We start from the raw sequence: 22,024 nt of genomic DNA, 5'->3' as shown, positions 1-22,024 counted from the left end.
CTACGCGGCTTCCGCGATCCGGTCAATTTGCCTTGCGCGTCGCGGCGCTCGTTTTGGGCCTTTGCCTGCTCGCGCCGGGGGGAACCGCCTGGGCCGCCGATCCGGCTGCCGCCCTGGCCCCCTTTCTCGGCGCGCCCTACCGCGACGACGGCGTGGACGATCCGGCCGGCCGCCACACCCTGTTCGCCGATCAGGCCGCCTCGTTCCCCACGGCCGGCTACAACTGCAGCGGCTTCGTGACCACGGCCTCCCGGGGACTCCTCGGCCGCCCCCTGCCCCTCGATGCGGTCAAACGCGACCGCAAGGGCGATTCCGGCCCGGGCAGCCCGCGCGGCCAGGATTGGGACTTCGGCTACGACCTGATCGTCAACATCACCGACGGACTTCCCCGACGCGTGCTGGCCCCAAGCGCCCCGACAAGCGACCCGGCGGCGCTCGATGCCTCCCGATTTCGCGGCTTCCCCCTGCACGACAACGCCGCCTGGAATACGGCCCTTTCCTCCCTGCGCCCCGGCGAAATGGCCTTGGCGGCCTTGAGCAAAGCCGTAAAGGGGCGGCTCTATTATTACCACGTGGGCCTGATCGCAACCGACAGCCAGGGACGCAAATTCCTCTACCACGCCACTCCCGGCCACGGCGTCCACCGTCTCGAGCTGTCCTCCCCGGCCGGCATGGCCGCCCTGGGCCGGGAATTCGCCGAAAAGCGCTTCGGCGACAAGCAGGTGCTGCTCGTGGCCGTGCCCCTGCCCCGTTGATCAGCTCCTTGGGAAAAGCCGCACGCCGCCAAGCGCGTCCTCGACCCGGTAGCCGAGGCACTCGATATCCGCCCGAATGGCGTCGGCCCTGGTGAAATCCTTGTCCCGGCGCGCCTGTTCCCGGGACGCGACCAGCCCCGCCACCGGTTCGGGCCACTGGCGCGGGGCGACGGGCAGGCAGGCGGGATCGAGCAGCCCCAGCACGCCGTCGGCCGCACTCAACGCACCGCCCAGGCGCGCGGCATCGGCCGGGGTCAGGGACCCGGCGGCAATGAGCCCGTTGGCGAACCGGCAAAAAGCGAACAGCTGGGGCCAGAACTGGAATACGGCCAGATCGTCGGCCACGGCCGCATCCAGGGACTGGGTCAGTTTCTCGGCTTCGGTCACGACCGCGTCCGAGGCCTTGCCCTGGCTGCCCGCGACCAGCCCGAGATTGGCGGCCAGCTCCTGCACCCGGTTGCGGTTTTTCTCCCACATCCGAAGCGATTCCGGCACGGCGCAAAGCGGCTTGCGGTAGCCGACCGAAAGCAGCCAGGCCCGAACGGCCAGGGGATGGACGCCAAGGGCCAGCAAATCGGCCAGATCGGCCGTACCGGCTTCCTCGCCCTCCCGGCCGGCCACCCGCCCGCCGACCAGCCAGGCCGCCGGGGAAAAACCCGCCCCGACCGACCAGATGGCCCGCAGATTTTCCAGATGCGGAAAGGTCTTGTCTTCGTCGGTCAGCACAACGGTCACGGCGGGAAGCGCCTTGACCGCCGCCGCCGCCATCTGGAGAAACCAACTCGGCCGCACATTGCCCCAAGGCGTGGACAAGGCGTCGCCGGCCTTGAGGTCCTTGAGACTCACGCGTTTGAGCAGCGTAAAATCCTGGGGATTGTCCTTGGCATAGGCCAGCAGGTCCACGGTCTTGCCAAGCGCCAGCTTGGTCATGTCCGTGCCGAGCAGTCCGCCGTAGGCCTTGTCGCGGGCCACGTCGAAATAGACGCTGCGCAGTTTCTCGTAGGCAAGGCCCTTGCTCAAAAGCTTTCGCGTCATGGCCAGGGCCTCGTCGAGGGCCTCGCCGGCCAGGGGGAAACGGGCGTCGGCCACGCCGAGGGCAGCGGCGCGGGCCGCCACCTGTTCCCGGGCCTTAACCGCGAATTCACGGCATTTGACGCCGGCCGCGCGCGACGCGTCGAGGCACCGGTCCTCCAGGTCGGCCAGGCCCACAGCCAAGACAGGCCGACCGCCGCCCCGGGCCAGGGTCCGGCGCAAAACGTCGAGCGTCACCACCCGCCGCCAGGCGTCCAGGTCGCCGGGCGAGGCCAGGGGCGGACCGAACGTGAAAAGCCCGGGTGTGGCCCCGGCCGGATCGAGATAGACCGGCTCGGCCGCGCCCGCGCCGGAAAGCGCCACCCCCTTTTTCTCGGGCGAGGCGAAAAGCGTGGTGGAAAGATAGCGCTCGCCGCCGTCGGGCAGGATGGCAACCACCAGTCCCGAGTCGAGCCTGCCGGACAGGTCCACGGCAACGGCCATGGCCGCCCCGCCGCTCATGCCCACAAGCAGGCCTTCGTCCCGGGCCAGCCGCCGGGCCATGGCAAAGGCGTCCTCATCCTCCACCGGCACGATGGCGTCCAGGGCGTGCTTGTCGAAAATCCCCGGCGGGTAGGACTCCTGCATGTTCTTGAGCCCTTGGATCTTGTGGCCGGGATGGGGCTCGACCGCCACGACTTTGACGGAGGGCTTCAGTTCCTTCAGTTTTTTGACCAGCCCCATGGCCGTGCCCGAGGTGCCGAGCGCCACCACGACATGGGTGACCGCGCCCCCGGTTTCCTCGAAAATCTCCACTGCCGTCGAATTGTAATGCGCCTCGATGCTGGCCGGATTGTTGAACTGGTCCATGAGGACGTAGGTTTCCGGCTCCTCGCGGACGAGCCTGTAGGCTTCCTCGATGGCCCCGTCCGTCCCCAGATTGCCCGGGGTGAGCACGATTTCCGCGCCGTAGGCGCGCAGGATGCGCTTGCGCTCCTCCGAGGCCGAAGCCGGCATGAGGAGTTTGAGTTTATAACCTTTTACAGCACAGACCATGGCCAGGCCGATGCCGGTGTTGCCCGAGGTGGCCTCGATGAGCGTGCGCCCGGGTCTCAAGTCCCCCGAACGTTCGGCCGCCTCGATCATGGCCAGGCCCACCCGGTCCTTGATCGAGCCGCCGGGATTACGCATCTCCACCTTGGCCGCAAGCGTCACAGCCGGGTTTAAACAAAGGCGCGTCATGCGCACAAGCGGAGTCTTGCCCACCAAGGAAAGAACATTGTCGTGGATCATGGCTGCCTCATGGATTGGAACCGGACCTGTCCGGCTGGCAACGTGGTAGGCAAAAAACGGCCAACCGGCAAGAGTGGCAGGATTATTGCTTCGCTTACGGCATTCCATCCAAGGACGACGTCATGCGCATCAACATCTTTCTTGCCGACAATCTCACCGCCCTGGCCGAGGCCAAGGCCCCGGTGGCCGAGTGGCTGGCCCAAAACGCCCCGGCCCCGGAAACCATCATCCCGCGCATTTTCACAAACCAGCACGGCATCGTCGACTGGCGCATCGGAGAAGACCGCAGCCTGTTTGCGGCCATGCATCCGGCCATGCTGTACCGGGACTGGCGGCCCAAGGACAAGGCCGAGGGCGGGGCCACGGTGATCATCGGCACGGCGCTCGGCTACGGGCTCAACCACGTGCTGACCGGCACGCCCCGCTCCCACAAGGTGCTGGTGGTCGAACCCCGGCCGGAAATGCTGGTGGCCTGCCTGGGCCAGACCGACTACCGGCCGTTTCTGGCCGCCGGCAAGCTGGCCTTTCTGCCGCCGGACCCGAAGCTGGTGGAAAAGGCGCTCACCGCCCTCGACGTCAGTTTCCTTTTCGCCCGCATCAACCTGCGAAGCGACCTGCCGAGCGCCCAGATCGGCCCGGAGTACGCCCAGGCCTCGGCGCTGGTGCGGGCCAAGCTCGAAAGCCTGTCCGTGGAACTGACCACGCTGCGCCACAAACAGGAAACCATGGTCGGCAACGAACTGCGCAACTACTCGCGGGCCATGCAGGACGGGAGCCTTTCGCGCATGGCCGGCATGGCCCGGGGCGTGCCCACGGTGGTGCTCGGCGCGGGACCGTCGCTGCCGCGCTTCGTGCCGGCTCTTTTACGCCACCGCGACAAGGCCCTTTTCGTCGCGGCGCTGCAAACCCTGCCCGTCCTCGAACGCCTGGGCCTTGCGCCGGACCTGTGCCTGGGTCTCGATTTCAACGACAGCATGAACCGCTGCCTGGACAACCTCCAGGACAACAATTTCGCCGCCGACATCCCGCTCATCTATTCCACCAAGATGCAACCGGCCGTACTCGACCGCTATCCCGGCCCGAAAATCCCGCTGTGGACCCAGGGCGGCATCGCCACTTTCGTGCTCAAGGACCAGGAGCTGGTGCTCGACGCCGGCGGCAACGTGGGCGTGACCCTGGAACGCTTCCTCACCTGGGCCGGGGCCGACCGCTTCTTCCTGGTCGGACAGGACCTGGCCTGGAAGGGAGGCTCGACCCATGCCCCGGGCCACCACAGCGCGGGCGGCAACTACACCTTTTCCCCGCGGCACGACGTCCGGCTCAAGGACATCAAGGGCGGGGACATCTACACCCACCACGGGTTCCTGGCCGCCAAGCGGGACATCGAAAAGGACATCGCGGCCACGGGCGCGTCGTTTTACAACATCTACGGCGGCGGCGTGGTCATCAAGGGCGCGATCAACATCGGCCCCGAGGACCTGGAGCGGGTCGACATCCTGCCAAACGCCAACGCCGCCCGGGAAGTCTTCCTGGGAGCCCTGGCCAGGGCGGCCCGGCCCCGGGCCAAGCCGGTCTTTTCGCCCAAGGCCGAGTCCTGGGCCACGTCCCTGAAAAACGCCTCGCGCCGCCTGGAAAAGCTCATGCGCAAAGCGGACAAGCATCAGGCGGAGATCAAGGAACTGCTCTCCCAGATACAGTTCTTCCTGCGCCACGATCCGCTTTACATGCCGTATCTCTACAACGAGATCATGGACATGGCCGGGCTCATCCAGACCCACAAAAGCTATGGCGCCAAGGAATTGACAGCCTTCAAGGCCATCCGCCGCCGCGTGGTGACGAAAATCCGGGAAATCGACGCACGCCTCGGCCCGTCCGATTCCTGGGCGGCGTAGCGACGTGGGAAAAAGATGGGGGAGGCCTCCGGCGGCCAAGGGGAAACTTTTTGAAAAAAGTTTCCCCCTGGACCCCCTTCAAAAACTTTCAACGGGGCACAGAGTAACGAGGAAAGGGGATCGAGAAGCGAGCAGGGCCGGACGCGTGCGGCCCGGTGTTTTTTTCTCTGAGCTTGGACCAGGAAAGCGGGATCGATTCCAGATCGATTCGTATGAGCCCTGAGATGGGCTCGCGACCAGCGGCGGGACGGAACTCTTTGGGACCGATGGGGAGCCCCCCTGTCCAGCGGCACGACTTTCCTCGTTGTGCCACAGCATGTTTCCGCACATGGGCCGTGTGGCCAGGGCCGGCGAGGGGCGGGGCGGACGCGAAGGCGTATTCTTCAAATATGCGCCGCGCGCGGCTGCCCCGCCCCTCGCCGGCCGACCAATGCATCCAACAGCGAAAAATAAAACAAAGAATCAGCGCGTCCTCCCGGCTTCCACGATGCGGCGCAGCTGCGTGGCGGCGTCATGCGGATCGGGAGCCGAACAAATCGCGGAAACCACGGCCACGCCCGCCACGCCCGTCTCCATGACCTCCCGGGCATTGGCTTCCTTGATCGCGCCGATGGCCACCACCGGCACTTCGGACAGGGCGAGCATGGCGGCCAGCCCGGGAATCCCTTGCGGGGCGCCGGCATCCTTTTTGGTGGCCGTGGCGAAGACCGGCCCAGCCCCGAGATAATCCATAGGCATGCCCCGGGCTGCGCGGGCCTCGGCCTCGCCCGTCACCGACAGCCCGATGATGGCCTTTGCCCCCAAAAGCGCCCGGACATCGGCCGGATGCATGTCGTCCTGCCCCACATGCACGCCATCGGCCCCTGCGGCCAGCGCCACATCCACCCGATCGTTAATTATGAGCGGCACGCCGCGCGGCCGGGTAAGGCCAAGCACGGCCCGGGCCAGCTCCACGAACTCCCGCGTGGCGGCGGTCTTTTCCCGCAACTGCACCATGGTCGCGCCGCCGGCCACGGCCCGCCCCACCACGTCGAGCAGTTCGCGGCCCATAAGCGCCGGCCGATCCGTGACCAGATAGACCCCGAGATCGAAGGTGCGCCGGCTCACGGCAGCACCCGCGCCCCAACGGCGAGGTCGGCCTCGGTCAGGGTGTAGAGGATATCGAGGAAGCGGACGAAAAAGCTGCCCGGTCCGGCCGCTCCGGCGGCGGCGAGCCCCCCGGCGGCGGCCATCACGGCCATGGCGTGGACGGTTGCGGCAAGGGCGTCCCGGTTGACGGCCAGAAAAGCCCCGACAAAGGCCGTGGCCGTGCAGCCAAGCCCCGTTACCCGGGGCATGAGCGCATGGCCCCCGGCCAGGGTGACGCTGCTTTGGCCGTCGGTCACCACGTCGAGTTCCCCGCTGACGCAGACCACGCAACCGCATTTTCGGGCCAGTACGGCGGCGGCCTCGGCCGCGTCCAGGCTGGCGTACATGCTGTCCACGCCCCGGGAGGCGGCCGACCCACCGGCCAAGGCCAAAATTTCCGAGGCATTGCCCCGGATGGCGCTCACCGGCCCGGCCTCGAGCATGCGGCGGGCCACCTCGCGCCGCCAGGGCGTGGCCCCGGCGGCCACGGGATCGAAGGCCACGGGCGCGCCGGCCTGCCGGGCTGCATCGGAGGCGGCCAGCATGGCGGCCACGTTCTCCTCGCCGGGAGTGCCCATGTTGCACACCAGCGCCCCGGCCACGGCGGCGAGCTGGGCGGCGTCGGCCGGATGGTGGGTCATGGCCGGCGACGCGCCAAGGGCGAGGAGCGTATTGGCCGTGGTGTTGGTGACGACGTTGTTGGTGATGTTGACGACCAGCGGCTGGGTTTCGCGGATGCGGGTCAGATCGGCAAAGGTGGCCGAAGCAAGGTTCATAGAAGGTACATCCTCATGCGGCTGTTCAAAAATCCTGATTGGTTGGCCGGGGGGCAGGATGCGGGGCCACGCGCGGCGCATATTTGAAGAATACGCCTTCGCGTCCCCGCATCCTGCCCCCCGGCCTTGGCCACGCGATCCATACTGGGAGCATTCTCGCCCGGGCCCTCCCAGCCCCTTGGCCGACTGGGACGACAAATCCATTGCCTTCGGTTCCTGTCAAAAAGAAAAACCTCCATCCTCGGCAACACGGATAGAGGACAAAAAAACATCCCTATTGAAAAGTTAAGGAAGGGAGAGCGCGAGAGGGGCTACTGCCCTTTTCAAAGGGTTTCCCCTCTCGCATCCTCTTCCCCTTCTTCACTTTACATTTATACAAACACCAGTTCACCGTCGCGGGCGTCGACGGTCACGGTCTGACCGTCGGACACCTGGCCGCCGATAAGGGCCTTGGCCAGGGGCGTTTCCACGTGGGCTTGCAGGTAGCGCCGCAGGGGCCGCGCGCCGAAAACCGGATCATAGGCCGTTTCGGCGATAAACGCCTTGGCCCCGTCGGAAAGCTCCAGGCTGATCTTGCGATCGGCCAGCCGCGACCGCAGGCCGCCGAGCATCAGCTCCACAATGGCCGCGATCTGTTCGCGCAGGAGCGGCTTGAAGAGCACGATCTCGTCCACGCGGTTTAAAAACTCCGGCCGGAACTGGCCGCGCAGCGTGTTCATGACCTGCTCGGACACGCCCGGTTTGAATGCGCCGGAAGCGTCGATGCCCTCAAGCAAATACTGGGCCCCGAGGTTCGAGGTCATGATGATGATCGTATTCTTGAAATCCACGGTACGGCCATGGCTGTCGGTGAGCCGGCCGTCGTCGAGGATTTGCAAGAGCGTGTTGAACACGTCGCTGTGGGCTTTTTCGATCTCGTCGAAGAGCACCACGCTATAGGGCTTTCTGCGCACGGCCTCGGTCAGCTGGCCGCCTTCGTCGTAGCCGATGTAGCCCGGAGGCGCGCCGATGAGCCGCGCCACGGTGTGCCGCTCCATGTACTCGGACATGTCCAGGCGCACCATGTTCTCCTCGGAGTCGAAAAGCGCGGCGGCAAGCGTCTTGCAAAGTTCAGTCTTGCCGACGCCCGTGGGGCCGAGAAATATAAACGAGCCTATGGGCCGGCTTGGGTCTTTCAGGCCCGCCCTGGCCCGCAGCACGGCGTCGGCCACGGCGGTGACGGCCTCGTCCTGCCCGATCACCCGGCCATGGAGCACGTCGGCCAAGCGCAAGAGCTTTTCGCGCTCGCTCTCCAGAAGTCTTGTGACCGGGACGCCCGTCCAGCGGGAGATGACCATGGCCACGTCGTCCGGGCCGACCTCCTCGCGGATGAGCCGGGTACCACCGGCGGCCTTGACGATGGCCTCCTCCTGGCCGGACAGTTCCTTTTCCAGGGCGGCCAGCGTGCCGTAACGTAACTCGGCGGCCCGGTTGAGGTCATAGGCCCGTTCGGCCTCCTCGATGGCCAGCCTCGTCTTTTCGATGTCGCCCTTGATGCGCCGCAAGCCCTCGACCGCGCCCTTTTCCTTTTCCCACTGGGCCAAGTAGCCGGACTGCTCCTCCTTGAGGTTGGCCAACTCTTCCTCGAGCTTTTCCAGGCGTTCGCGCGAGGCCTTGTCGGTTTCGCGCTTCAGCGCCTCGCGTTCGATTTCCAGCTGCATGACCTTGCGGTTGATCTGGTCCAGCTCGGCCGGCAGCGAGTCGATCTCGGTGCGGATCATGGCCGCGGCCTCGTCGATGAGGTCGATGGCCTTGTCCGGAAGCTGGCGATCCGCGATGTAGCGCGAGGACAAAACGGCCGCCTCGACCAGGGCTGAGTCGCTTATGCGCACGCCGTGGTGCACCTCGAAGCGCTCGCGAAGGCCGCGCAGGATGGAGATGGTGTCCTCCACATTCGGTTCGTCCACGAAAACGGGCTGGAAGCGGCGTTCAAGCGCCGGATCCTTTTCGATGTACTTGCGGTACTCGTCGAGGGTCGTCGCGCCGATGCAGTGCAACTCGCCCCGGGCCAGCATGGGCTTGAGCAGGTTGCCCGCGTCCATGGAGCCCTCGGTCTTGCCCGCGCCGACGATGGTGTGCAGCTCGTCTATAAAAAGGATGACGCGCCCTTCGGAGGTCTGCACCTCCTTGAGCACGGCCTTGAGCCGTTCCTCGAATTCGCCCCGGTACTTGGCCCCGGCGATAAGCGCGCCCATGTCCAGGGCGAAGATGGTCTTTTCCTTGAGGCCCTCGGGCACGTCCTTGTTGACGATGCGCATGGCCAGGCCTTCGACGATGGCCGTCTTGCCCACGCCGGCCTCGCCGATGACGACGGGATTGTTTTTGGTGCGCCGCGACAGGATGCGGATGACGCGACGAATTTCCTCGTCACGGCCGATGACCGGGTCGATCTTGCCCTTGCGGGCGGCGTCCACGAGGTCGCGGCCATATTTGGTGAGCGCCTCGTAGGTGCCCTCGGGGTCGGCCGAGGTGACGCGCTGGCCGCCGCGAATCTCGGTCAGCGCCCCCAGGATGCGGTTTTTATCCACGCCCAGGGACTTGTTGACCTTTCCGGCCAGGGTCGAGGGCGGCTCATCGACAAAGGCCAGAAAAAGGTGCTCGACGCTGACGTATTCGTCCTTCAGGTGCTTGGCCAGATCCTGGGCCTTGACCAGAATTTCGTTGAGGCGCGAGGTCACGTAGACCTGCCCCGGCTGGGAGCCGGGGCCGCTGACCCTGGGCAGCCTGGAAAGCCCCTTTTCCAGTTCGGCCAGGTAGGTATCGGTATTGTAGCCGGCCTTTTCGAGGATGCGCGGCACAAGCCCCTGTTCCTGGGTGAGCAGGGCGTAGAGCAGGTGTTCGGCGTCGACCTGCTGCTGTCCCATGCGCACGGCCGCGGCTTGCCCCTCGCTTATGGCCTGCTGGGATTTCTGCGTAAACTTGTTGAGATCCATGGTGTACCCTCCCGAATGCGTGCATCAGAGATAAGAACGCCTCCGTAACCTGGCAATACAAAGAGGAGAAAAAAGATATTGCGTGAGGGGAAACCCTTTGAAATGGGTTCTCCCCCTCTCGCGCTCTCCCCTTCCTAAACTTCATTCCTTAAAAAGTATGGCAAAATTATTCCTTTATTAAGGCAGACATATTAGAGAAGTCTATTGAGCTCACGCACCTTGTTTTCCAGATAGTCGATACGTTCGATAAGATCGACCACGATGCTCGCCCCAAGCAATGGAAGTTCGAAATCGCGGCGGATGCGTTCCAGCTTGCGCAACCTGTAGAGGTCGCTCGTTCTGAAGAGGTACGCATCAGCCGTGGTGCGTTCCGGGGTGATCCATCCCAGTTCGATCAATTCTCCCACAACGGTCGGGTGCAGCCCGGTCAGTTCCTGGAGCTGGGCGAAGCTGATGCGTTCGGACCGGGCGGGCACGGTGGCGACAACGACTTGCTTGATGTCCATGACGACCTCGCTTGGGCGCTAAAACGTCCGGGGACTAAAATCCGCGCTGGCCTCGGCGAGCTTTTCCCAAAGCTCTCGCTGCGCGTCCGTGACCTGGCTCGGGACCTGCACCATCAACCGCACGAGCTGATCCCCGCGCTGGCCCCGGCCGCCAAGCCCCTTGCCCGCCAGCCGCAACTTGCGTCCCGACGAGGAGCCGGCCGGTATCTGCATCTCCACCGCCCCGTCCAGGGTCGGCACCCGGACCTTGGCCCCAAGAGCCGCCTCCCAGGGCGTCAGCGGCAAATCGAGGATCACGTTGCCTTCCTCGAGCTTGAAAAGCGAATGCGGCAAAACTTTGACCTTGAGGTACAAATCCCCGGGCTTGCCGCCGGCCCGGCCCGGATTGCCCTGGCCGGACAGGCGGATCTTGCCGCCTTCGCGCACCCCGGCCGGGATGTTGACGCTGAGCGTCTTGGTGCCCAGACGCGGCGAACCGTCGGGGCCGATGGTCTGCTCCTGCAAGCTGATGGCCTTGGCCCCGCCCTTGTAGGCTTCCTCCAGGGTCAGTTCCAGGGTGGCGTTGGCGTCCGCGCCGCGCGACGGGCCGCGCGAGTAGCCCCCCCCGCCGCCAAAGCCGCCGGCCCCGCCGAAGGGACCGCCCTGGGTAAACCGAGCCCGGCCGCCACCCATGCCGCCGCCCATGCCGCCGCCGAAAATCGTCTCGAAAAAGTCGGAAAAGGCCCCGGCGTCGAACTGCTGGCCACCGGCCCCACCAAAATTGTAATGGGCGTTTTCAAATCCCGGAGGACGCTGGAAATTCTGGCCATGCTGCCAGTCGGCGCCCAGGGAATCATAGAGTTTGCGTTTTTCGGGGTCCTTGAGGACCTCGTAGGCCTCGTTGAATTCCTTGAATTTTTTCTCGGCCTCGGGATCGTTGGGATTGAGGTCGGGATGGTGCTTGCGCGCCAATTTTTTGAATGCCTTGGAGATCTCGTCCTGGCTGGCCGTCTTGGATACGCCGAGGAGTTTATAGTAATCCTTGTATTCCACGCTCATAAGGGCAACATCTCCCGTTTGTCCGGCTGGTTTTCCGGCAAGTTAACATAATAAGTCGGCATACGATTCCGTCAACCATCCCGGCCGATTATCCGCGCAAGAAACGGCACTGCCAGTATTATCCCAGGACGCACCCAAAAGCCAGAGCAGGCTTGCCCCACGCCGGTCCTGCCCCTGCCTGGCCGCTACACCCATCGACGCCCAAAGCAAGCCGAGGCCCGATCGGACGCGCAAGAGGTCAGGGCACGCATCCCTCCCCCCTCCTTGCGCCATCCCTTGCCAAGGCCGGGCCTTGCCGGTAGCTTCCCCGGCCATGTCAGCGAAAGATCCCAAGGACGGCCACCATCCCTTTGCCGCAGCGCTCAAGGGTGTGAAGGTCGCCAAGAAACAACATCTGCCCGAACAAGTGGCCAAGGTCGTCGCGGCCGCCACCAAGCCCGCGACACCGGAAGAAGCGGACGAATCCGATTTTTTTCGAGCCATGTCCGGCGTGAACAAGCTCGACCGGGAGAAGACCAAGGGCCGCGACGTGCGCCCGACCGCACCGCCCCCGCCGCCCCCCTCCCCGGCCGACGACGAGGCCAAGGCCCTTTCCGTCCTGCACGACCTCGTTTCCGGCAAGGTGGACTTCACGCTGGAATACAGCGACGAGTACGTGCAGGGTTTTGTGACCGACCTCGACCCCAAGGTCTACCGCCAGTTGCGCGCCGGCCAGTACTCGCCCGAGGCCCATCTCGACCTGCACGGGCTCAACATCGACCAGGCCAATTTGACGCTTTTGCATTTCGTGCGCGAGCACTACCTGGCCGGCAAGCGCTGCCTGCTCATCATCCCCGGGCGCGGCTCCAACTCGCCCGGCGGCGTGGCCGTGCTCAAGGAAGAACTCAAGACCTGGCTCACCCGCGATCCCTTGAAGCGCGTGGTGCTGGCCTTCAGCACGGCCTTGCCGCGACATGGCGGGACGGGGGCGCTCTACGTGCTTTTGCGCAAGTTCAAAAAGACCAAGGGAAAAGTCCGCTTCGAAAAGGACTGGCCCGACATCCGTTGACGCCCGGCCGCGTCCACCCGCCCGCCTCCCTTGACTTTCCGGGATCGCTTTGCAACAGGTGGGCACTTTTCATCGGAGGCCTTCATGCAGCTTTTCAACACCATGGCCCGGGCCAAGGAGCCCTTTACCCCGCTTCACCCGGGCAAGGTGGCCATGTACGTCTGCGGCATCACCGCCTATGACCTGTGCCACATCGGGCACGCCCGTTCGTCGGTGGTTTTCGACGTGCTGGTGCGCTACCTGCGCCATCTGGGCTACGACGTCACCTTCGTGCGCAACTTCACGGACGTGGACGACAAGATCATCAAGAAGGCCGGGAGCGAAAACACGACCTGCGCGGCTATCGCCGAACGCTACATCGCCGCCTTTTACGAGGACATGGACAAGCTGGGGATACTGCGCGCCGACGCCGAGCCCCGGGCCACGGAGTACGTGGCCGCCATGGCGGCCATGGCCGAACGCCTGATCGAAACGGGCCACGCCTACCGCACCCCGTCCGGGGACGTCTATTTCCGGGTGCGCTCCTTTGACGGTTACGGCAAGTTGTCCGGCCGCGACATCGACGACATGCGCGCCGGCGCGCGGATCGCCCCGGGCGACGAAAAGGAAGACCCCCTCGATTTCGCCCTGTGGAAGGCGTCGAAACCCGGCGAGCCGGTCTGGGAAAGCCCGTTTGGCCCGGGACGGCCGGGCTGGCACCTGGAATGCTCGGTCATGAGCGAAAAGATCCTGGGGATTCCCTTCGACATCCACGGCGGCGGCCAGGACCTCATCTTCCCGCACCACGAAAACGAGATCGCCCAGAGCGAGGCGGCCACAGGCAAGGAATTCTGCCGCTTCTGGGTGCACAACGGCTTCGTGCGCATCAATACCGAGAAGATGTCCAAGTCCCTTGGCAACTTCATCACCATCCGCGACATCTACAAGCGCTATCTGCCGGAAGTGCTGCGCTTTTTCCTTGTCTCCTCCCACTACAGAAGCCCGCTGGACTATTCCGACCAGGCCCTGGACGAAGCGGAAAAAGGCATCAAACGCCTCTACGCGGCCAAGGCGCAAATGGAGCAGGCGCTGACCCGGGCCAAATGGTCGGGGACCAAGCTGCCGGCCGAAATCGCCGAGGAGTTGGCCAAGCACGAACAGGGTTTCACCGCCGCCATGGACGACGATCTTAATACGGCCCAGGCCCTGGGCCATGTGTTCGGCGCGGTGCGGCTGGCCGGGCGGCTCATGGAAGACAAGACGTTGGCCAAGAGCGCCGAAACGGCCGACATCGTGCGGCGCATTCTCACGGATTTCGAGACGTGGTCAGTCATTCTCGGCGTGTGCGGCCGGGACAGCCAGGAGTTCCTCGGCGAACTCAAAACCTGCCGCGCCGCGCGCCTCGGCATCGACCCGGCCCGGGTGGATGCCCTCGTGGCCGAGCGCCAGGACGCGCGCAAGGCCAAGGACTTCGCCCGCTCCGACGCCATCCGCGACGAGCTGGCAAACCTCGGCGTCACGGTCATGGACACCCCCACCGGGCCGCAGTGGGACGTGGCCTGAGGCGAGGCCGAAATCGGGCCATGCCGGCGCGCATCGTTTATATCCACCACGACTGCTTCATCCTGGAAGCCGCAGGCAAAACCCTGCTCTTCGACTATCCCGCTCCAAGCTATCTCCCCGAAGCGGCGGCCACGGTCGCCGCTTCGCATATCGAGGGCGCGGACCTCACGGTCTTCGTCTCCCACTCCCACGAAGACCATTTCGATCCGGACATCGTAAACGCCACGCGCCGGGCGGCCTCGCGCCGGTTCGTGGTGTCCGACGACGTGGCCGACCTCCACGGCGACCGCCTGCCGACGGACGCGCTGATCATGGAGCCGGATATGGTCAAGGATGTGGACGGAATGCGCGTCGAAGCCCTGGAAAGCAACGACATGGGCGTGGCCTATCTCCTCGACGTTGCCGGGCTTCGGGTCTCTTTCGGCGGGGATTTGGCGCTTTGGGACTGGCCCGGGCAATCACCGGCGGCCAGGCGGGCGGTCGGCATGTCCTGGCGGCTGGCGCTCAAACGCATCGCCGCCCAGCCCGTGGACATCGCCTTCTCCAACATGGACCCGAGACTCCCGAGCCTTTCCGGCGCGCCGCAATTCGTGGAAACGGTCAGGCCCCGCGTCTTCGTGCCCATGCACGTCAATGGCAAGACGCACTACCTCGACCGCTTCGCCCCGAGACTCAGCCACCCCGGCGTCACTCTTTTCCACTACGCCAACGCAGGTGATATGTTGGAAGTTTGAAAAGGGAAAGAGGATGCGAGAGGGGGACCCTTTTTTGAAAAAAGGGTCCCCCTCTCGCGCTCTCCCCTCCCAAAAACTTTTAACGATTACAGATCAATAACGACAATCAGTTGTAGCCATTAGAAGTCTTTGGGAAGGGGGTCCGGGGGGAACCCTTTCTGAAGAAAGGGTTCCCCCCGGATTCTCTATTCTTCCTCCACTTCCCGCTTCCCGCTGACGAGAAGCGCCACCGGGAAGTCCCGCAGCACATCCTTGATGTAGCATTCGCCGCAGGAGAACCGCCGGCCGGTCATGACGTCCGTGAGTTCGGTGATGCCGGGGGCGGGTTCCATAAGCCGCGTATCCTCCCAAATGCCGCCCAGGGCGAATACGGACTCGCCCCGGGAAAGCGCGGCAATGCGCCGGGGCACGATAACCAGGGCGGCCTCGCCCTCGAAGGTGCGCCAGAAGCCGAAGAGGCGTTTGGCCTGAGGGCCCTCGAACCGCGCCGGGACATAGGCCCCGGACGTGAAAAGCGCCGGCTGGGCGCGTCTGGCGCAAAGCCCCCGCCACAGCGTATAAAGCTTGATCCGACCGTTCTCGGGCGAGGCCGCAAGCGACCGGCAAAGGGCCACGGGATCGGCGTCAAAGGCCTTGACGAGCGCGGCAAGCCGTTTCGCCCAGGCGGCAAAATTCACGGGCCGGCGATTGTCCGGGTCGACGAAAGACAGGTCCCAGCCCTCGGTCCCCTGATACAGATCCGGGGTGCCGGGACAAGACAGTTTGAGAAGCGTCTGGGCCAGAGAATAGGAAAATCCCAGCTCCGTCAGCCGGCGGCAAAGCGGGGCAACAGCGGTCAGAAAAGCGTTTTTGGACGAATCGCGCAACATCCTGGCGGCAAAATCCGTAAGCGCCTTTTCGTATCCCAGATCCGGATTGAGCCAGTTGGAGCGCTCCTTGCCCTCGCGCACGGCCTTGATCAGAAAGGCGACCAGCCGGTCCTTGAATTGCGCCATATCCCCGGCATCGACCGGGTAATGGGCCAGAAACGCCTGGTAAAGCATGTATTCGTCGTTTTTATCCGGCGCGAGCTTGTCCCCGATCCGGGTCTTGCGGCGCTGGTTGATGCGCGAAAAACGAATCAGCGCCGCCCGCCAGACGTCGGGGAGTTCGGACAGGGCGGCCAGACGCAGCCGCGCGTCCTCGCCGCGTTTGGTGTCGTGGGTGGCAGTGGCGCTCATGGCCGTCGGCCATTGCCTGGCCCGCTCCTCCATTATGTGGTGGAAGGCCGCGGCCGAGAGTCCGAAGGTCCCCGGCTCACCGCCAACTTCATTCAAGCAAAGAAGCCTGTTGAGCACGTAAAAGGCCGTGTCCTCCACGCCCTTGGCCATAAGCGGCCCGGTCACCTGCTGGAAGCGCATGGCGATCCTGGCCCACTGCATCTTCTTTTCCTCGCTGAAATTCTCGTCATATTGCAGGAGCAGGAACCGCTCCAGAAAATCCAGCTCATAGGCCAGGTCGTCGTTGTGGAGCTTGGCGCTGCGCACCGCCGTGCGTATGTAGCCGATGTCCACCGGCCGCAGGGCGTCCGGGGAGATGTAGGTGCGGTAGACCGGAAAATGGGCCAGCACCTCGGACAACGCCCGCTTGGTCGAACGCAGGGTGATGTCGAAGCCCTGCCGGTCCAGACTCGAAACGGCGTTGATGAGCCGGGCCATGTTTTCCACGTCGCCGTACATGTGGGTCTCGATGATGCGGCGTTTTTTCCAGACCACCAGATCCTCGGCCCGCTGCCGTCGGCCGGTATAGCCCGCGTAAATTTTCTCGAAGGCCCGTTCCTTGGCGTCGTCCACGAACAGGCGGCATACGGCGTTCATGAAATCGTAGCCCGTGGAGCCGGCAATGGGCCAAAAGGCGGGCAGCGGCTCGTCGCCGACGCAGATTTTTTCCACGACCAGATAGGCGTCGCCGATAGCCTCGCGCAGCCGGCGCAGATAGCGCGAAGGATCGTAGAGCCCGTCGATGTGGTCCACGCGAAGCCCGGAGAAAAACCCTTCCCGCACCATGTCGAGAATCTTGCCGTGGGAGTTGCGAAAAACCGCCTCGTTTTCGACCCGCAGCGAGATGAGGTCGTTTATGGAAAAGAAACGACGGTAATTGATCTCCTCGCCGGCCACCTTCCAATAGGACAGCCGGAAATACTGCTCGGACAGGATGCTTTCGAGAAGCGCCCGGCGATCCCCCTGGCCCTCGATTTCCTCGGTGCCGTTGACCTTGGCCAGATTGCCCTGGACATGTTCGCGCACGGGCTGGCTCGTCTCGACCAGTTCGTAGAGCATCTGCTTGATGAAATAGATCTGGTCGTAGCGGTCGGTCTGGGGATCGTCGGGCGGCAGGGACTTGATGGTGTAGAGGATGCCGAGGAGCTTGATGTAATCCGGCTCGTCGCGGCCGATTTTGCGGCACAACGCATCGAGGCCCAGCGTGAGGATGCGGATGTAGGAATCGATGCGCAGCGGAAAGCGCAGGGCATAATAGCGCACGAAAAAGCCGTCATGGTCGAACCCGATGGCGATCTCGCCGTTTTCCAGGGTCCGGCCGTAAAAATTGCCGAGAAACGGGGCCAGCATCCGGCCCTTGATGCTTTCGTAGGGATGGTCCCAGTCGATGTCGAAATAGTGGTAGTAGCGCGACGACGGGCCGTTTTCCAGGACGTCGACCAGCATGCGGTTGTCGCCGGAGACGGCCATATGGTTGGGCACGATGTCCTGAATCCAGCCGAGGCCGCGTTTTTTGACCTCGACGGCCAGGGCGCGGAAGCCTTCCTCGCCGCCGAGTTCAGGGTTGATCTCCTTGTGGTCGCACACGTCGTAGCCGTGGGTCGACCCCGGCCGGGCCCGGAAAATGGGCGAGGCGTAGATATGGGAGACGCCAAGGGCAACCAGGTAGTCGAGGACGGCCCGGCAGTCCTCGAAGGTGAAGGTCGGGGAAAACTGCAACCGATAGGTGGCAAGCGGCGCGCTCATGCCGGCACCCTCACATGCAACGCGTCGGCCACGGCCTCGAAGGCGGCCCGCCAGCGATCGGCGGCGCTGTCGCCCCTGGCGGCGGCGGCGGCCTTGTCCGGGTAGTGGCTGCGCGAAAGTTCAAAGATGATGTTCTGAGCCTTCCACAGGTTCAGTCCCATGGGCAGGTCACCCAGGCGCGCCAGGGCCTCCTTGACGTTGTCGAGGGCCAGGATGTCCCGGGGCGTCTCGCCAAAGACCGCCAGCCGCCGGTTGACCCACTGGGCGGCCAGAAGCCCCAGGGCGTCGTAGTCAAGGGTCAGCCCGAACTCCCTGGCATCCTTGATGCGGTCGTCCAGGCGATCGAGGTCCATATCCTCGCCGCCGAGCATCTGCTTGAGGTCGGTTTCCACGACAAAGGCGGCGGCGTCCAGGAAATGGCGCGGCGGCGGCACGGACAGCCATTGCAGGAAACGCAGCACGGGGTAGTTGTTCTCGAAAACCTGGCGATAGGTGGACTCGGCCTCCTGATAGGCCGGGGAAAGCACCTCGGCCACCACCTTGCGCTGCTCGTCGCGGAACAGGTGCCAGATGGAATAGATGTTTTGTCCGAAGTGGGCGTCGAGGGTGCGGATGGTCTCGGGCAGGTCGCCGCGCTCGAAGGCTTGGCGCAAGGCGCTCTCCATGCCGCGCATGGCCTCGGGGTCGCCAAGGGCGGCGATGCCGCAGGTCAGGTTATGGTCGCCGGCATGGATGACGGCGAACTGCACGTCGAGGTGCTCCAGGGTGACCACCGAGGCGATCGACGCCCGGCCCGTCACCAGCCGCGACCGGCCGGCCCGCTCGCGAAGCGAGATGGTGCCGTTTACCGTATAGCAGCCGAAGGCATACTCTTCGGGATAGTCCTCGAACAACGAGGAGATGGCGTAGTGCGCGCCGACCCGGGGCAGGGTCACGGCGGCCGGCTTGGCGTATTTCTCGTAGGCCGTAAGCCCGCTTTGCAGCACATTGCTCGGGGCCTGTCGCAGCTTCTCGGCAAAGGCGCTTTCCAGGGAGACGCCGTCGAGTTCCAACGCGAGCTGGATGGCCCGGGCGGCGTATTGCAGGATCTGCACCGTTTCGATGCCGGACACCTCGTCGAAGAACCAGCCGCAACTCGTGAAAATGAGCATGGCGTAGCGCTGTAGTTCCATGAGCTTGAGCGCCGTGACCATATTTTGCGGCGAAAGACGCTTTCTGGAGTGGGCGGCGAGAAAGGCGGACACCCGCTCGGGGGAACGGTCGAGCATGACCTCGATGTAGGCGTCGCGGGCCTTCCAGATGCCCTTGAAATAGGCCGGGGCCAGGCGTTCGTGGATCTCGACGCACTTGTCGCGCAGCCAGTCCATGGCCTCCCGAAGCGGCGCGCGCCACTGTTGGTTCCAGCCGCCGTGCATGCCGGAATTGCAGCCGCAGTCGGCGCGCCAGCGCTCCACGCCGTGGATGCAGCTCCAGGAGGAATTCTCGAAAATCGCGGCCTCGAACCGGGGCGGATGGCGGTCGAGATAGGCGGCGTAGTTTATGAGCTCCACCGAGGGATCGGATTCGATCAGCGACAGGCAGTAGGTCAGCGCCATCTCGCCGGAGCTGTGGTGGTGACCGTAGGTCTCGCCGTCGGTGGCGATGTGCACGATCTGCGGCCAGTCGCGGCCGGCGTCGGTAAAAGCGGCCATGAGCCGGGCGTGGAAGGCCTCGCCCGTGGCCAGCATGTCGCCAAAGGCCAGATCCTGGGAGATGGGGCCGTCGTAGAAAAAGACGCTGATGGATTTCCCCCGGGGGAGCTTCACGACATACGGCGTGGTCGGGTCCACCCGGCTGTCGGAAACGTCCTGCCACGTCCCGCCGCCAAGGGGCCGCACCCTGGCCGCCTGCCTGGGGGCCAGGAGGGTGAAGCGGATGCCGGCGTCGGCCAGGATGGTCAGGGTTTCCAGGTCCACGGCCGTTTCCGGCAGCCACATGCCCTCGGGCTCGCGGCCGAAACGGGAGCGGAAATCGGCGATTCCCCAGCGGACCTGGGTGATCTTGTCGCGCCGGGTGGCCAGGGGCATGATCATATGGGAAAATGCCTGGGCCATGGCCGAGCCATGCCCGTCGAAGCGCTCCATGGACAGCCTGTCCGCGTCCACGATGGCCTGATGGAGTTTGGGGTGGTGGCGGTGCATCCAGGAGAGCAAGGTGGGGCCGAAGTTGAAGCTGATCTTGGAATAGTTGTTGATGATGTCGATGATACGCCCTTCCCCGTCCAGGATGCGGGAGGCGGCGTTGGGTCCGTAGCACTCGGCCGTGATGCGCTCGTTCCAGTCGTGATACGGATGGGCCGAGTCCTGGACTTCGACTTCCTCCAGCCAGGGGTTTTCCCGCGGCGGCTGGTAAAAATGGCCGTGAATGCAGATGTAGCGGCTCATGTGGGCATGTTCTCCGAAAATCTGTAGACGCAGGCGCAATGCGCCGGCAGGGAAAAAAGGCCTGTGGGCAGACGCTCGGGCAAGGTGTCGCCCGAGCCGCCGAAACGGGTCTCGGCGGCGTCCAGGAGCCGGACGTAGTCGCCGGGCCGGCCGGCCGTGCCGACCTTGACCCGGGCCGGGCGCTTGCCGGCGTTGAAAAGGCAAAGGGAGCGGCCGTCGGCCCCCCGACGCTCCATGGCCAGGGCGCGGGAGGCGTCCAGGGGCCAGACCCGGGTCAGGCGGCGGCGCGTGTCGGACAGCGCCGGGCTTGCGGCGCGAAGGCGCAACAGCTCCCGGTACCAGGCGAACATGGCGGCGTGGTCGGGCGAATCGAGCTTGTCCCAATCCGGACGGCTGGCCTCGAAGGTCGCCTGGGTAAAGGGGTCCGGCGGCTCGCCGCGCCAGCGAAACGAGGCGAACTCACGCTTTCGCCCCTTGCGCACCGCATCGACGAGTCCGGCGTCCAGATGGCTGATAAAATAGAGAAACGGCCGGTCCTCGCCCCACTCCTCGCCCATAAACAAAAGCGGCGAACCCGGGGACAAAATGAGCAACGCGGCGGCCAGCCTGGCCGCTTCGGGACCGATGAGTGAAATCAGCCGCTCGCCCAAGGCCCGGTTGCCGACCTGGTCGTGGTTCTGGATGCAGTCGACGAAGCGGTCGGCCGGCAGATGGGCGGCGTCGCCCCCCCGCCGATGGTTAAAAAACGGGGAATGGCGGCCGGCGTAGACAAAACCTTCGGTCACGGCCGCAATCAGGTCGTCGCGGCTGCCGTAATCGGCGTAGTAGCCGCGTTTTTCGCCGGTAAGCATGGCATGGACGGCGTGGTGGAAATCGTCGTTCCAGACGCCGTCGAGGCCCATGCCGCCGGCGGCCTTTTCGGTAATGACGGCCGGATCGTTGAGGTGCGTCTCGGCCACGACGAAGACGCGCCGGCCGGCTCCGGCCGCCCAGGCCGCCACCCTGTCGGCCAGTTCGGCGGCCACGTGGACCGGGCTCTGATCGTAGATGGCGTGCACGGCGTCGAGGCGCAGGCCGTCGATATGATACTCCCGCAGCCAGTAGAGCGCGTTGCCGATGAAAAAGTCCCGCACCGGGCCGCTGCCCGGGCCGTCGAAGTTGACGGCCTCGCCCCAGGGCGTGTGGTAGCGGTCGGTGAAATAGGGTCCGAAATCGCGCAGGTAATTCCCCTCGGGCCCAAGGTGATTGTAGACGACGTCGAGAATAACGGCGATCCCGGCGGCGTGGCAGGCGTCGACGAGCCGGGCGAGTCCTTCCGGGCCGCCGTAGGCCGCGGCCGGGGCGTAGGGATAGACGCCGTCGTAACCCCAGTTGCGACCGCCGGGAAACTGGGCCACGGGCATGAGTTCCAGACAGGTGACGCCAAGCTCGCGCAGGTGCGGCAGGCGCGTGATCACCGCATCGAACGTCCCTTCCGGGGTGAAGGTGCCGACATGGATTTCGTAGGTGACGCGCGCCTGCGGCGCTGGCGCAGCGAACCCGGCGTCGGTCCAGGCGAAAGCGCCGGTATCGACCAGGGCCGAGGGGCCGTGGACATCGTCCGGCTGGTGGGGCGAGGCGGGATCGGCCCGACGGACCTCTCCATCAAGCTCGAAAAGGTAGCGTGTGCCCGAAACGAGGCCGGCCGTTTCGACCGTGAAGTAGCCGCCGGGGAGCGGCTCCATGGGGAAGGATTGCGCCGTATCGGGCAGGATCAGGGCAAGTCTTTTGCGTTTGGGCGCCCAGACGGTGAAGCGCCAGGAAGCGGAGCCGGTTTTTTGCGGGCCGACCGGCAACGACCCGGAGAAGATTCGCTGCATACATATTTGTATGCACCAATCTCAAGGAAGGGTCAAATCGGT

Annotated in this window: 14 protein-coding genes; 5 read left to right on the top strand and 9 right to left on the bottom strand. The window is 64.9% G+C overall.

The annotated features are described in order from the left end of the window. Positions 1-32: 32 nt before the first annotated feature. Positions 33-755, top strand: a complete 723-nt coding sequence (locus tag ACMZ6R_RS07010) for a hypothetical protein (RefSeq protein ID WP_416110201.1) — start codon at positions 33-35, stop codon at positions 753-755. Here ACMZ6R_RS07010 and ACMZ6R_RS07005 read toward each other — a convergent pair whose 3' ends face one another. Then, positions 756-3,059, bottom strand: coding sequence for a cysteine synthase (locus tag ACMZ6R_RS07005; RefSeq protein ID WP_416110200.1), 2,304 nt, complete (start codon positions 3,057-3,059; stop codon positions 756-758). A 122-nt stretch (positions 3,060-3,181) separates the two neighbouring features. Between ACMZ6R_RS07005 and ACMZ6R_RS07000 the strand changes: the two genes are divergently transcribed. Next, positions 3,182-4,951, top strand: coding sequence for a motility associated factor glycosyltransferase family protein (locus tag ACMZ6R_RS07000; protein WP_416110199.1), 1,770 nt, complete (start codon positions 3,182-3,184; stop codon positions 4,949-4,951). Positions 4,952-5,413: 462 nt separating this feature from the next. Here ACMZ6R_RS07000 and thiE read toward each other — a convergent pair whose 3' ends face one another. The 5 genes from thiE to ACMZ6R_RS06975 form a co-directional block, all read right to left on the bottom strand. Next, entirely contained in the window at positions 5,414-6,058 is a 645-nt protein-coding gene (gene thiE / locus ACMZ6R_RS06995; RefSeq protein ID WP_416110198.1) for a thiamine phosphate synthase, read from the bottom strand. Then, positions 6,055-6,855: a hydroxyethylthiazole kinase gene (gene thiM / locus ACMZ6R_RS06990; RefSeq protein ID WP_416110197.1), complete on the bottom strand. Its 801-nt coding sequence runs from the start codon at positions 6,853-6,855 to the stop codon at positions 6,055-6,057. The genes thiE and thiM overlap by 4 nt, the downstream gene beginning before the upstream one ends. 371 nt (positions 6,856-7,226) lie before the next feature. Further along, the gene (gene clpB, locus ACMZ6R_RS06985) at positions 7,227-9,827 is read right to left on the bottom strand and encodes an ATP-dependent chaperone ClpB (protein WP_416110196.1); all 2,601 of its coding nucleotides are present in this window, start codon (positions 9,825-9,827) and stop codon (positions 7,227-7,229) included. 191 nt (positions 9,828-10,018) lie between these two features. Continuing rightward, a complete protein-coding gene (locus tag ACMZ6R_RS06980; protein ID WP_416110195.1) occupies positions 10,019-10,333 on the bottom strand; it encodes a chaperone modulator CbpM in 315 nt (104 codons plus the stop codon). Positions 10,334-10,351: 18 nt separating this feature from the next. Then, on the bottom strand, positions 10,352-11,371 hold the full coding sequence (locus ACMZ6R_RS06975; RefSeq protein ID WP_416110194.1) for a DnaJ C-terminal domain-containing protein: 1,020 nt from the start codon (positions 11,369-11,371) through the stop codon (positions 10,352-10,354). Positions 11,372-11,684: 313 nt separating this feature from the next. Between ACMZ6R_RS06975 and ACMZ6R_RS06970 the strand changes: the two genes are divergently transcribed. From ACMZ6R_RS06970 to ACMZ6R_RS06960, 3 genes are all read left to right on the top strand, one after another. Continuing rightward, a complete protein-coding gene (locus ACMZ6R_RS06970) occupies positions 11,685-12,419 on the top strand; it encodes a Smr/MutS family protein (RefSeq protein ID WP_416110193.1) in 735 nt (244 codons plus the stop codon). Between the two features lie 84 nt (positions 12,420-12,503). Continuing rightward, entirely contained in the window at positions 12,504-13,961 is a 1,458-nt protein-coding gene (gene cysS, locus ACMZ6R_RS06965) for a cysteine--tRNA ligase (protein ID WP_416110192.1), read from the top strand. Between the two features lie 20 nt (positions 13,962-13,981). Then, a complete protein-coding gene (locus ACMZ6R_RS06960) occupies positions 13,982-14,695 on the top strand; it encodes an MBL fold metallo-hydrolase (protein WP_416110191.1) in 714 nt (237 codons plus the stop codon). A 185-nt stretch (positions 14,696-14,880) separates the two neighbouring features. On the opposite strand, the gene treY is transcribed toward ACMZ6R_RS06960, so the two are convergent. The 3 genes from treY to treZ are packed head-to-tail and all read right to left on the bottom strand — an operon-like array spanning position 14,881 to position 21,982. Next, the gene (gene treY, locus ACMZ6R_RS06955; RefSeq protein ID WP_416110190.1) at positions 14,881-17,700 is read right to left on the bottom strand and encodes a malto-oligosyltrehalose synthase; all 2,820 of its coding nucleotides are present in this window, start codon (positions 17,698-17,700) and stop codon (positions 14,881-14,883) included. After that, complete coding sequence (locus tag ACMZ6R_RS06950; protein ID WP_416110189.1) at positions 17,697-20,123, bottom strand: DUF3536 domain-containing protein; 2,427 nt, start codon at positions 20,121-20,123, stop codon at positions 17,697-17,699. The genes treY and ACMZ6R_RS06950 overlap by 4 nt, the downstream gene beginning before the upstream one ends. Further along, a complete protein-coding gene (gene treZ, locus ACMZ6R_RS06945; RefSeq protein ID WP_416110188.1) occupies positions 20,120-21,982 on the bottom strand; it encodes a malto-oligosyltrehalose trehalohydrolase in 1,863 nt (620 codons plus the stop codon). The genes ACMZ6R_RS06950 and treZ overlap by 4 nt, the downstream gene beginning before the upstream one ends. Positions 21,983-22,024 lie beyond the last annotated feature (42 nt).

Origin of the sequence: Solidesulfovibrio sp. C21 (assembly GCF_047785625.1) — a bacterium.
In the GTDB taxonomy this organism is placed as follows: Bacteria; Desulfobacterota; Desulfovibrionia; order Desulfovibrionales; family Desulfovibrionaceae; genus Solidesulfovibrio.
This window is presented reverse-complemented; position numbering and strand designations above follow the sequence as displayed.